The following is a 12,707-nucleotide window of genomic DNA, read 5'->3' as shown; positions in this document are numbered from 1 at the left end:
TCGCACCGACCGACCGCACGAACGCAGGAGCACGGCACCCGTGGACATACCCCCGCCGCCCGACCTCGGTGGCCGCCCTCAGCAGCCGTACGGGCAGGTTCCGTACGGGCAGGTTCCGTACGGGCCGCCCGCGCAGCCCCCGTACCCGGGCGGGCCCCAGGTTCCGTACCAGCGGTGGCCCGGCGCGTACTCGCCGTACTCGCGCCCTCCGGTCAACGGCTTCGCGATCGCCTCGCTCGTCCTCGGCATCCTGTGCTGCGTGCCCGCCGCCGGTCTGGTCCTCGGCCTGGTCGCGCTCTCGCAGATCTCCAAGAAGGGCGAGCGCGGCAAGGGCATGGCGATCGCGGGGAGCATCCTCTCCGCCGTCGGCATCGTGCTCCTGGTGCTCGCCGTCGTCACCGGGGGCGCGCGTGACTTCATGGACGGCTTCAAGGAGGCCGCGCGCGACTCCCGGAACAGTTCCGGGTTCCCCGTCGGCAAGGGGGAGTGCTTCAACGTCCCCGGCAGCGACCTCGAAGGCGCGAGATACGCCTTCGAGATCGACGAGGTGCCCTGCTCCACGCGGCACGACGGCGAGGTCCTCGCCCAGTTCCGGGTGGATCACGAGACCTTCCCGGGCGAGGCCGCGCTCACCTCGCTCGCCGAGCGGAGGTGCGTCGAACTCGACGCCTCCTACGTACTCGACTCCTGGGCCGGCCTCGGGGACGCCGAGCTCACCTACTTCATGCCCGACCGGGACACCTGGGGCCAGGGGGACCGTCACATCACCTGCCTCTACGGCGTCACGGAGCCCGAGCGCACCCTGAAGGGCTCGATGCGCCGCGACGCGACGAACCTGGATGCCGACCAGCTCGCCTACCTGAAGGCGGACAAGGCCCTCTACGACGCGTACGGGACCGAGCCGGACACGGAGCGCTTCGAGGACGACCTGCCGGGCCACAAGGAGTGGGCGGGCCGCGTCGAGAAGGGCCTCGCCGAACAGGCGCGGCTGCTGCGCGCGCACGACTGGCCCGCGAAGGCGGACGCAGGCATCACCGGCCTCGTCGACGCGATCGAGCGGAACCGCAAGCAGTGGAAGAAGGCGTCCACGGCCAAGGACGCCGACGCCTTCGACGCGTACTACGTGCAGGCGCAGCGGCACATCAGCGGCAAGCGCGAGGCCGCCGCCCGCAAAACCCTTGGCCTGGCGACCACTTCACCGCGCGACGCGACCCCCGGCGAACCGACTCCCGGCGGCGAGGGCGGGGGCCACGAGGACGAGGGCGAGGGGAGCGGGGCCGGCGCGGCCGTGTGACGAAAGGGTGGTGCGGTCGTGCGGCGAGCGGGTCCGGTTGACGCCAAGCCACTCACCCTAAGGGCTTTTTGTCCGCTTCTGTGATAGTTCTTCGGCGTGACGACCGTCATGACGCCGACCGTCGCGGCCCAGCGCACTGTGGGGCCCGCGGCGTCGGACTCTCCCCGAAGGGGCAGCCGCAACGGCAGGAACGGGCCCAGGGTTTCGTGCGTCGCGCACCTCTCCCGCGGGCTCCTCGTCGCCGTCGCCCTCCTGAACGCCGCCCTTGCCGTGCTCGTCGCCGCCCCGCTGCCCCGCATCCCGCTCCTGGTGCTCGTCGCGGCGGCGGTCACCTCCTGGGGGCTCGCGATCGTGCCGCCCGCGGTCATCGGCCTGGTGGCCGGTGCGGTCGCGGGCCGGCGGTACCCCTGGTGCGCCGGATTCGCCGTGCTGACCGCGTTCGTCGCGCTCGTGTACGGCGTCATGCCGTACGCCGCCGCGTACCGCACCGCCGAGGACCAGGGGCAACGCCTGGCCCCCACGGCGTACTTCGACGGCGTCAACTACGCCAAGGCCCCCGACGGCGACCGCACACGCCGTTACGCCCGCATCGGCGAGCGGCGCGAGAAGCTGGACCTGTGGACCCTGCCGAGGCGGGCGGGCGTACGTCACCCGGCCGTGGTCTGGGTGCATGGCGGAGGCTGGAACAAGGGGCACCGCGGTCAGAGCCCCGCATGGAACCGCTGGTTCAACGAACGCGGCTGGTCGGTCTTCGACATCGACTACCGGCTCGCGCCCCGCGTGACCCAGCTCGACCAGATCGGCGACGTGAAGTGCGCCGTGGGGTGGGTGCGGCGGCACGCGCGCGCGTACGGCATCGATCCCGACCGCCTTGTCCTCGCGGGGAGTTCGGCGGGCGGCAATCTCGCCTTGGCGGCCGCCTACACGGAGGGTGATGACCGCGTCCCCGCGTCCTGTGCGGTGCGTGACAGCTCGGTCTCCGGGGTGATCTCGCTCTACGGGCCGACCGACATGGGGCGCCTCATCGCCGGGACGGCGCTGCGCGGCGACCCCATGATCCCGCGCCTGATGGGCGGTTCGGCGAAGGCCGTGCCCGCCCGCTACCGCCTCGGCTCGCCCGCGAAGCTCGTACGGACCGACGTGCCGCCCACGCTCCTGCTGCACGGCAGCGCGGACCGTGCGGTGCCGGTGGCGCAGGCGCGGGAGCTGGCGCGGCGCCTCTACGCGGCCGGGGCGCCGGCGACGTATGTCGAACTCCCCTGGGCGGACCACTGCTTCGACGTGAACTGGGGCGGCTGGGGGAGTCAGATCGCGCGGTCGGCGATCTCCCGGTTCCTCGACATCCGGGGCGCGAGCGTCTGACGGCCGCCTCCCGGACCGCCGCGGGAAAGTGATCGCCATAGCTGCGGAAAGCCCCTGCGTAAAGCCCTGCACACCTAGAAATCATCACTTCGGGTGATTCCTTGGCCTTGGGTTGCGGCCAACAACCGACGGTTGCCAGGCTGTTGCTGTCTGTCAACCTGATGGGAGTGGCCAGTGACTTTCGGTGAACAGCCGGCGTATCTGCGGGTCGCGGGTGATCTCCGCAAGAAGATCGTCGACGGTTCCCTGCCGCCGCACACCCGACTCCCCTCGCAGGCCAGGATCCGCGAGGAGTACGGGGTGTCGGACACGGTCGCCCTGGAGGCACGCAAGGTCCTGATGGCCGAAGGCCTGGTCGAAGGACGTTCCGGATCCGGCACCTATGTGCGCGAGCGACCGGTGCCCCGCCGCGTGGCGCGTACGGGCTATCGGGCCTCCGGCGGCTCGACGCCCTTCCGTCAGGAGCAGGCGGAGGACGGCGCGCGCGGCACCTGGGAGTCCCGCAGCGAACAGGCCGAGGCGAACAGCGCGGTCGCCGAGCGTCTCGGCATCCGCGCGGGCGACCGCGTGATGTGCACCAAGTACGTCTACCGCGACGCGGGCGAGGTGATGATGCTCTCCACCTCCTGGGAACCCCTCGCCGTCACCGGACGCACTCCGGTGATGCTCCCCGAGGAGGGGCCGCTCGGCGGCTGCGGAGTGGTCGAGCGCATGGCGGCCATCGACGTGGTCGTGGACAACGTCGCGGAGGAGGTCGGCGCGCGCCCGGGGCTTGCGGAGGAGCTCATGGCGCTCGGCGGAGTCCCCGGCCATGTGGTGATCGTCGTGCAGCGGACGTACTTCGCCTCGGGCAAGCCGGTCGAGACGGCCGACGTCGTGGTGCCCGCGGACCGCTATCGGATCGCATACCACCTGCCGGTGAGGTGACCGAGTGCTCCGGCGTACGCCCGGAATCCGGACGGGCCCGTCCGCCCGCCGTGATCACGAGTTAACCCGCGCTCGGATTCCGTAACGCCGGGGCAATCGCGCCCTGCAACAACTTGTCATGCACGGCTCCTAATTTCATCGTCCGTACCCGCAATCCGGTCGGACGACAGGAACCCACATGACGGATACGGCCACCCGCGACACCAGCGCCGCCGCAGGCCCGCCGCCCCAGCGCAGCTACGCGAAGATGGCGGCCGACGAGAGCCGCGAGGACTACTCCCTGCGGTACGCGCCGCATTCGTTCCGGCGCTGGTCGCCGACGATGGTGGCGTCGACCGCGCTCGGCGGCATCGCCTACCTCGCGGACTTCGCGATCGGCGCGTCCATCGTCTTCACGTACGGCTTCACCAGCGGGCTCGCCTCGATCCTGTGCGCCGCGACGATCATCTTCGTCACCGGCATCCCGATCGCGCGGGCCTGTGCCAAGTACGGCCTGGACATGGACCTGGTGACCCGGGGAGCGGGCTTCGGCTACTTCGGCTCGACGCTGACGTCGCTGATCTACGCCTCGTTCACGTTCATCTTCTTCGCGCTCGAAGGCTCGATCATGGCCCAGGCCATGCACCAGGCCGTCGGACTCCCGGTGGAGATCGGCTACTTGATCACGACGCTCATCGTGATCCCGATCGTCTTCCGCGGCATGGGCGCCCTGGCCAAGGTGCAGGCCTGGACGCAGCCGATCTGGCTCATCGGCATGGTGCTGCCCTTCGTGGTGCTCGCCTTCGAGGCGCCGGACGCCTTCGGCGCCTTCGGTTCCTTCGGGGGCACCGAAGGCGCCGGCAGCGGCTTCTCCTGGGTCGCCTTCGGGCTCGGCACGGGGGTCGCGCTCTCGCTCATCGCCCAGATCGGCGAGCAGGCGGACTATCTGCGCTTCATGCCCGCCAAGACGGAGCAGAACAAACGGCGTTGGAATCTGGCCGTTCTCGCGGCCGGACCCGGCTGGGTCATCATCGGCGCCGCCAAGCAGCTGGGCGGCGCCCTCCTGGCGTTCGCGGCCCTGGAGGCCGTCGGCAAGACGCACGCCCTGGAGCCGATCGCCCCGCAGATCGAGGCCCTGAAGCCCTGGCTCGGCTCCTTCGCGCTGCCCGCGGCGGCTCTCTTCGTGATCGTCTCGCAGATCAAGATCAACGTGACCAACGCCTACAGCGGCTCGCTGTCCTGGTCGAACTTCTTCTCCCGCATCACGCACAAGCACCCGGGCCGGGTCTGGTACATCTTCCTCAACCTCGCCATCGCGCTGACGCTGATGGAGATGAACATGTTCGCGGCCCTCAACAAGCTGCTCGGCTTCTACTCGAACGTGGGCATCGCGTGGATCGTGGCGGTCGCCGCCGACCTCGTCATCAACAAGAAGATGGGCTGGAGCCCTCCGTACATCGAGTTCAAGAGGGCCTACCTGTACGCGGTGAACCCGGCGGGCTTCGGCTCGATGGTGATCGCGTCGGTGGTGTCGATCCTGGCCTTCTTCGGCCTCTTCGGCCAGTACGCGGAAGCCTTCTCGACGTTCATCGCGGCCGGACTCGCCGTCGTCCTGTGCCCGTTGATCGCCTGGGCGACGAAGGGCAAGTACTACCTTGCACGCCCCAACCCGGTGAACGGCCCGCACGTCGACGTCCCCGACGTGACGGCCACGCACGCGTGCAGCGTCTGCGAGACCGCGTACGAACTCCCGGACATCGCGGACTGCCCGGTCCAGTCGGGCCCGATCTGCTCCCTGTGCTGCTCGTTGGACGCGGAGTGCGGCGACGTCTGCCGTACGTCGCCGTCGGGTGTGCCGGTGCTCATGCCGATGCCGACGGTGCGCGCCGACTGACACCGGCTCGCACCGGCCCGACACCGGCTGAACCAGTTTCACCAGGGGGCGCACCCGTAAAGGTGCGCCCCCTCGACGTTGGCCAATTGCGTACCTCTTTGTGCAAAGTCGTATCCGCTGAGTAAAGGTCGGGCGTAGGCTCGGGCATATGCGGATTGCGGTTTCCTTACTGATCGAGGCGTTACGCGCGCCGGGGGCGGCGAGCGGAGGGGCGCGATGAATGACGGAACGGTCGTACTTCCCTGGCTCGTGATACGTCAGGACGACAACGGCAACCGCTACAGGGTGGGCAGGTACGCGACGAAGGCCGAGGCCGAGAAGATGGCCGACAGCCTCGACGAGCACGGCCACCAGAAGCTGTACTGGGTGGAGAGGCTGATCCAGAACGGCAGTGCGCACTGACCGCATAGGCTCCGGCGCATGACGGAACGGATCGTGGTGGGCGCCGCCCTGTACGACGACGGGCGCCTGCTGGCCGCGCGGCGCAGCGCACCCCCCGAGCTCGCGGGCCGCTGGGAGCTGCCCGGCGGAAAGGTCGAGCCCGGCGAGCAGCCCGAGGAAGCCCTGGTGCGGGAGTTGCGCGAGGAACTGGGCGTGGACGCCGAGCCGGTCGCGCGGGTGCCCGGGGAGTGGCCGCTCAAGCCCGGATACGTCCTGTGGGTGTGGACGGCGAAGCTCCTCTCGGGAGCCCCCGAGCCCCTGGAGGACCACGACGAACTGCGGTGGCTCTCGCCGGACGAGATCTGGTCGGTGGAGTGGCTGGACGCGGACGTCCCCGCGGTGACGGCCGCCGTTGCGTGCGACTAGGCATCGAGCGCCGCCGGCCGTCGAGTACCGCCAGCCGTCGCGTGCCGCCAGGTGGGGGAGCGTGCGAGGTCATGTCTCCCGCACTTGAGCCCCACCTACGCCGTTCGTGCCACAGTGCGCCCAGGTAAGCGGTACTTCCGCCGGGATATCGGGTATGTGCCCATTAACCCCATGAAACCGGACAAGGGTCCGCTGTTGCTGGTCTGGAAGTGATCGGCGTGATCGACACCGAAGGCGACTGCGCCGAGTGGGATTTTCCCGCGGACCCGGGCGCCGTGCGCACAGCCCGTGCCGTCGTCCGCAAGCAGCTCGCCGCCTGGGGCCTCGCCTCTCTCGGTGACGTCACCGTCCTCCTCGTGAGCGAGTTGGTGACCAATTCCCTGCGGCACGCGTCGGGCCCCATCGGCGTACGTCTCGTACGCCCTGCCGGACCTTTGGACACCCTCCTCGTGGAGGTCTCCGATCCGCTTCCCGACCCGCCCCAGGAGCGGGACGCGGCCCCCGATGACGAGGGGGGCAGGGGTATCCAGTTGGTGGCCCGCGCGTCGCGGCGCTGGGGGACACGACAGGGCAGCACGGGGAAGACGGGGAAGACGGTGTGGTTCGAGCTGGTGCTGCCGGGTTAGAAGACTGGCAGCGTGGGACGGACACAAGACGGTCACGGGCCAAAAAGAGTTGAGTCCGTGCTGTGATCGTGAACGCCGTGTGGCGTGGCTCCGTAGTGCTGGATACTGCGGGCAGCCGCATCCGGTGACCGGTGCCGGACGTGGTGAGCTGGAGGGGACGGTTCGCGTGAGCGAGATACCAGCGAAGGCGACGGAGCAGGACGGGCCGTCGGGTGACGCTAGGGGCGAAGCTGCGGATGACGTGATGTGGCAGAGCAGTCCACCCGGTTCGATCTATGACTACATCAAGGTGGCGTCGTTCTCGATCGGCCCCGACGGTCTCATCGACCAGTGGAGTCGGCGGGCCGAGCGGCTGTTCGGAGTGCCTGCCGAGGATGCCGTGGGCAGGGACCCGATCGAGGCCTTCGTCCCGCCCGAGCTGCGCAGCAGCGGGCACCGCAAGATGGCGGAGATCCTGGACGGCAGGGAGTGGACCGGGTCCGTTCCCTTCCGGGCGCCCGGACAGCCGGACGGGTCTGAGGGGCCCGAGGGGCCCGAGGGGTCCGTGGGGCCCGATGGGTCCGACGGGCCCGAAGCGGGGTCCTCCAAGGGCTCCGAAGGCATAGCCGAGGTCTACGTGATGCCGACCGAGACGGAGGACGGTGAGCGGGCCGCCGTCTGCATCGTCGTCGACGTACGGGCGCTCCGGCAGATCGAGACCGACCTCGCCGCCTCGCAGGCCATTTTCGGCCAATCTCCCTTCGGCTTCCTGCTGTTCGGCACGGACCTGAAGGTGCAGCGGGCCAACCGCCGCTTCGCCTCCGTCTTCGGGGGCGGCGTCGACGAGCAGCGCGGACGCACCGTCCACGACTATCTGCCCCGGCACGAGGCCGACCGCATGGCCGCCGCGCTCAAGCGCGTCCTGGAGACGGGCGACTCCGTCACGGACATGCAGATAGTGGGCCCCGCCCCCGGCAGCAGCGACCGCCGCCACTGGTCGATCAACCTCTACCGCGTGCACAGCGGTTCCGGCCGCCCCATAGGCGTCGCGGGCCTCGGCACCGACGTCACCCGGCGGCACGCCGCCGCCCGCGAGGCCGCCCACGCCCGCCGCAACCTCGCCCTGCTCAATGAGGCGGGCGCCCGCATCGGCAACTCCCTGGACTTGGAGACGACCGCACGCGAGCTCCTGGACGTCACCGTCCCGGGCTTCTGCGACCTGGCCTCCGTGGACCTCTACCAGGGGCTCCTGGACGGCGACGAGACGCCTCCGGGCCTCGCCGACGGAAGCGCCGAACTGCGCCGCGTCGCCTTCGCGAGCGCCGTCTCCGACGCGCCCTTCCCGGACGGCGGCCACCCCGTGGACGTGGGCGCCGTGCACCGGTTCGCCTTCACCTCGCCCTGCGCCGACGCCTTGCGCACCGCGCGGCCGCGGCTCGTCTCCGGGGCCGACGAGGGCTCCGCGAGCAGGCTCACCGGCGGCCTCATCCAGTCGACGCTCGTCGTGCCGATGGTCGCCCACGACACGGTCGTCGGCCTCGCCCAGTTCTCCCGCACGAAGGGAAGCGAGCCCTTCGGGGAGCGTGATCGCGCCCTCGCCGTCGAGCTCGCCGCGCGCGCCGCGGTCTGTATCGACAACGCCCGCCTCTACCGCCGCGAACACGAACGCGCGCTCATACTGCAGCGCTCCTTGCTGCCGCCGGGCGACCCCGAGGCGTCCGGCCTCGACATCGCCTGCCGCTATCTCCCGGGCAACGCGGCCACCGAGGTGGGCGGCGACTGGTTCGACGTCATCGAACTGCCGGGCCATCGCACCGCCCTGGTCGTCGGCGACGTCATGGGCCGGGGCCTGCGCGCCGCCGTCGCCATGGGGGAACTGCGCACCGCCGTACGCACCTTGGCGCTCCTGGACCTGGAGCCCGCCGAGGTGCTCTCCGCGCTCGACGAGATCGCCCGCGGCCTCGGCGACCCCTCAGGCACCCAGCAGGCCACGAGAGCGGCCCGTCAGACGCGTTCCGCGAACGGGACGGACCTCTCGGAGGTCTACCTCGCCACGTGCGTCTACGCGGTCTACGACGCCGTCACGCGCCGCTGCACGTTCGCCAACGCCGGCCATCTGCCGCCCGTGCTCGTCGAGCCCGACGAATCGCCGCTCATGCTCGACGTGCCGCCCGGCATGCCGCTGGGCGTCGGCGGCGAGCCCTTCGAGGAGGTCGAGGTCGAGCTGCCCGAGGGCGCACTCCTCGCGCTCTACACCGACGGGCTCGTCGAATCCCGCGACCATCCGCTCGACGAGGGCCTGAACGCCTTCGTACGCGCACTCGACGACCCCGCACCCGCCCTGGAGGACGTCTGCGACCACGTCCTGAACACCCTCGACACGCACCACGGAGAGGACGACATCGCGCTGCTCATGGCGCGCATCCAGGGGCTGCCCGCCGACGCCGTCGGCGACTGGACGCTGCCGCGCGACCCGAAGTCGGTGGGCCGGGCGCGCGAACTGGCCTGCGAGCAGCTGCGCACCTGGGACCTGGAACCCCTCTGCGACACGACCGAACTGCTGGTCAGCGAGCTGGTCACGAACGCGCTGCGGTACGGAGAGGGCGACATCCGGCTGCGGCTCCTGCTCGACCGCACCCTGGTGTGCGAGGTGTGGGACGCGGGCCTCGTCCAGCCGCGCCGCCGCCGGGCGCGTGACACGGACGAGGGCGGCCGCGGGCTGCAGCTGGTGGGTCTGCTGAGCGCCGCGTGGGGCTCGCGCAGGACGCCGCGCGGCAAGACGGTGTGGTTCGAGATGCCGCTGCCGGACAGCGGGGTGCAGCCGATGGACGCGGCGGAGGCGCTGCTCAGCCTCTTCTGATCGGCCTCTTCCTCTGCTCAGCCTCCTTCTGACGGCCCGGCTGCCGCGGGCCGCTAGGTGGTGGCCTTCAGGGCGGCGAGGCGGGCCGCGACCTCCGCCTCGTCGCCCAGGCTGTCCAGTTGCTCGAACTGCGCGTCCAGGGAGGACGCGGCCAGCTCCTGCTTGCCCAGCGCCCTGGCCTCCTCGCGGCGCACCTTGTCCTCGAAGCGGCTCAACTCGCTGGCCGGGTCGAGCACGTCGATGCTCTGGGCGGCGTCCATCATCTGGTTCTGCGCCTGCGCGGTCTTGGCACGGGCCACCAGCTGATCGCGCTTCGACTGGAGCTGGGTCAGCTTGATCTTCATCTGGTCGAGGCCGGACTTCAGCTTGTCGACGACCTCCGTCTGCGAGGCGATCGTCGGCTCGGCGTCCTTGGCCTCACGCTCGGACTGGAGCTGCCGCTGCAGAGCGACCTTGGCCAGGCCGTCGAACTTGTCGGCGTCCACGGCGCTCCCGCCGGAGCGCAACTCGTCCGCCTTCTTGCTGGCGGCCACCGCCTTGGTGCCCCACTCGTCGGCCGCGTCCCGGTCCTCCTTGTGGTCCAGTTCCAGCATCCGCAGGTTGCCGATGGTGGTCGCGACCGCCTCCTCGGCCTCCCTGATGTTGTTCGTGTAGTCGCGGATCAGCTGGTCGAGCATCTTCTGCGGGTCCTCGGCCTGGTCGAGGAGGGAGTTGATGTTGGCCTTGGCGAGCTGGGCCACGCGCCCGAGGATCGTCTGCTTCGTCATGACGGGCTCCTTCTATGAGGGTCGGTAGGAGTACGAGGGCACTAGGAGACGTACGAAAAGGTCACCGCGAGGGCAGCGTCATGCGCCCGGGCTCAGAACCTCCCGCCCCCGCCCATCCGGCCCCGGGTCCCGCCGCCTCCGAAGCTGCCGGGACCGCCGCCTCCGAAGCTGCCGGGACCGCCGCCTCCGAAGCCCCCTCCGCCCATCCCGCGGCCCCCGCCTCCGAAGAGCTCGCCGAGGATGATGCCGCCGAGGACCGCGCCGCCCATGCCGCCGCCACGTCCGCCGCCTCCGCCTCCGTAGGGGTTGCCGAAGCCGCGTACGTCGCGTTCGGCGAGCTGCTGCGCCTGCCGGGCCTGGGCGTCGGCCTGCTGGGCCTCGGCGAGCGCCGCCGCGGCGTCGGTGTCCTGGGCGGCCTCCGCGCCCGAGAGGTGCCGCTGTGCCTCGGCGAGGCGGGTCCTCGCCTCGCTGCCGACCGCGCCACGGTGCGTGTCGATGAAGTCCGCCGCCGTTCCCACGGCGCTGCGCGCGGTGAGCAGGGCCTGGCCGAGGAGGGTGGCGGCGCGCTGGCGGGTGACCTCGCGTTCGCGGGCGCCCGCCAGGGACTCGTCGAGGACCGTGTCGGCCTCCTCGACCCGGCGCAGTGCGTCGATCGGGTCGTGCGGTCCCGCCGCCATCTTCTTGCGGACCTCGGCGACCACCGTCTGCGCGCGGGCGATACGGCCGTGCAGATCGGCCGTGGAGGCTCCCGCAGTGGTGCCTTCGAGGAGGCCGCGCGCCTCGGCGAGGTCGGTCTCCGTCTCGGTGAGCGCGTCGGGCAGTTTCTCCGCGGCCAGCGCGAGCTCGGCGCCGAGGCGGTCGACGGCGTCCACGAAGGTGCCCGCCTGGTCGACCGCGCCTTCGGCGGCGCGCAGATGGACGGCCGCCTTGCCGTTGTCGCCCGCGTCGATGGACTGCCGGGCTTCGTTGAGGTGCGTCGTGGCGAAGACGAGGCGGTCCTTGGCCTGCTCCACATGGCCCACCACGGGCGCCGACGCGGACGGCGCGTACCGCTCCCGGATCCCGGCGAGGGTGCTCTCCGCGGCGGTGGTGCGCACGGTGACCTGCCGGAACACCGCTTCTGCGTGCTCCAGGGCCCCGGCCGCGTCGCGTTCGAGCGCCCGCAGCTGGTCGAAGCCCGCGGCTTCCGCGTCCAGGCGCCGGCCCGCCTCGGTGCAGCGCGAGACGATCTCGTCCAGCAGGGTGCGCCTGGTCGCGTCGTCCTCCGGATAGGCGTCGTCCAGCTGCTGGCGCACCTTGAACGCCGCGGTCAGCTCGGAGCGTGCGTACGTGAGCGCGTCCGTGAACGGCCGCACCGCCTCATCGCCGAACTGGGCGGTGGCGAAACCGAGTTCCTCGGAGCTGGTGCGGATCGCGTCGTCGGTCTCCACCAGGAGCTGCTTGCTCTGTTTGTCGAGCTCCGGGAGCGGGGTCGGCTGCTCGGCCCCCGCGCCCTTGCCCCAGCCGCCGCCTCCGGGCGTCGTACGCGTGTGGGTGCGCCGTTTGCGGCGGCTGTACGCGACCGCGGCGAGGGCGCCCGCGCCGCCGACCACCGCGATGGGCAGGACCAGATCGCCGGTGGCCACGTCGTCGCCGCTGTCGCCGCTGCCGCCGCCGCCCGGATCGGCGTCCCCCGGGGTGATCGCCGGGGTGGGGACGGGCCGGCCGGAGAGGACCGCGCTGTAGCCGTTCGCGGCGCCGATGGCCGCGCCGGCCCAGTCGTTCTGCCGCAGCGCGGGCTTGATCGCGGTGGTCGCCACGTCCTGGAGCTGGACCTCGGTGAGCCGGGAATCGACGTCTACGGAGTAGGCGTACTGGCGGTCGTGCGTCGCGACGGCCAGCAGCACGTCGTCCAGGCCGAGACCATTGCGCTCGGCGGTGGCGTCCGCCCAGTCCTGCGAGCCGCGTCCGGAGAAGTCACGTACGTAGACGACGAAGAGCTGCAGTCCGCGGTCGTCGTAGAGCTGGTCGAGCGCCCGCGTGGTGGCGTCCTTGCGGTCGCCGAGCGCGCCCACCTTGTCGGTGATCTGGCCGTCGCGGGAGAGCGTGACCGGGTCGTCGGCCGGGGCGGCGAATGCCGCGGGGGCGGCCAGGAGCAGCAGGCACCACGTGAGCAGTGCGGCGGCTGCCGCTGTCGCCCGCACGGCCATGTGCGGGGGCGGCGTCACATTTG

The 12,707-nt window shown here is 71.2% G+C and carries 10 protein-coding genes; 8 read left to right on the top strand and 2 right to left on the bottom strand.

Annotated elements, in window-relative coordinates:
• Positions 1 to 40 precede the first annotated feature (40 nt).
• The 8 genes from M4V62_RS16250 to M4V62_RS16215 all read left to right on the top strand — a co-directional run bounded on the left by M4V62_RS16250 (position 41) and on the right by M4V62_RS16215 (position 9,728).
• Complete coding sequence (locus M4V62_RS16250) at positions 41 to 1,294, top strand: DUF4190 domain-containing protein (RefSeq protein ID WP_249587980.1); 1,254 nt, start codon at positions 41 to 43, stop codon at positions 1,292 to 1,294.
• Between the two features lie 96 nt (positions 1,295 to 1,390).
• A complete protein-coding gene (locus tag M4V62_RS16245; protein WP_249587979.1) occupies positions 1,391 to 2,656 on the top strand; it encodes an alpha/beta hydrolase in 1,266 nt (421 codons plus the stop codon).
• Between the two features lie 174 nt (positions 2,657 to 2,830).
• A complete protein-coding gene (locus tag M4V62_RS16240) occupies positions 2,831 to 3,583 on the top strand; it encodes a GntR family transcriptional regulator (RefSeq protein ID WP_249587978.1) in 753 nt (250 codons plus the stop codon).
• 178 nt (positions 3,584 to 3,761) lie between these two features.
• Complete coding sequence (locus tag M4V62_RS16235) at positions 3,762 to 5,456, top strand: purine-cytosine permease family protein (protein WP_249587977.1); 1,695 nt, start codon at positions 3,762 to 3,764, stop codon at positions 5,454 to 5,456.
• A gap of 216 nt (positions 5,457 to 5,672) precedes the next feature.
• On the top strand, positions 5,673 to 5,858 hold the full coding sequence (locus M4V62_RS16230) for an SPOR domain-containing protein (RefSeq protein WP_249587976.1): 186 nt from the start codon (positions 5,673 to 5,675) through the stop codon (positions 5,856 to 5,858).
• Positions 5,859 to 5,876: 18 nt separating this feature from the next.
• Positions 5,877 to 6,263, top strand: a complete 387-nt coding sequence (locus tag M4V62_RS16225) for a (deoxy)nucleoside triphosphate pyrophosphohydrolase (protein ID WP_249587975.1) — start codon at positions 5,877 to 5,879, stop codon at positions 6,261 to 6,263.
• 209 nt (positions 6,264 to 6,472) lie between these two features.
• Positions 6,473 to 6,889 carry an ATP-binding protein gene (locus tag M4V62_RS16220; protein WP_249587974.1) on the top strand — a complete coding sequence of 139 codons (417 nt, stop codon included), beginning with the start codon at positions 6,473 to 6,475 and terminating at the stop codon, positions 6,887 to 6,889.
• A gap of 166 nt (positions 6,890 to 7,055) precedes the next feature.
• Complete coding sequence (locus M4V62_RS16215) at positions 7,056 to 9,728, top strand: SpoIIE family protein phosphatase (protein ID WP_249587973.1); 2,673 nt, start codon at positions 7,056 to 7,058, stop codon at positions 9,726 to 9,728.
• A 53-nt stretch (positions 9,729 to 9,781) separates the two neighbouring features.
• Here the strand turns inward: M4V62_RS16215 and M4V62_RS16210 are convergent, their stop codons facing one another.
• Together M4V62_RS16210 and M4V62_RS16205 are read right to left on the bottom strand one after the other, a co-directional pair.
• A complete protein-coding gene (locus M4V62_RS16210) occupies positions 9,782 to 10,495 on the bottom strand; it encodes a PspA/IM30 family protein (RefSeq protein WP_249587972.1) in 714 nt (237 codons plus the stop codon).
• 92 nt (positions 10,496 to 10,587) lie between these two features.
• On the bottom strand, positions 10,588 to 12,684 hold the full coding sequence (locus M4V62_RS16205) for a TPM domain-containing protein (protein WP_249592858.1): 2,097 nt from the start codon (positions 12,682 to 12,684) through the stop codon (positions 10,588 to 10,590).
• Positions 12,685 to 12,707 lie beyond the last annotated feature (23 nt).

It is taken from the genome of Streptomyces durmitorensis (genome assembly GCF_023498005.1).
Classification (GTDB): Bacteria; Actinomycetota; Actinomycetes; order Streptomycetales; family Streptomycetaceae; genus Streptomyces; species Streptomyces durmitorensis.
Note: the sequence above shows the minus strand (reverse complement) of the source record. Positions and strands in the feature narration are given on the sequence as shown.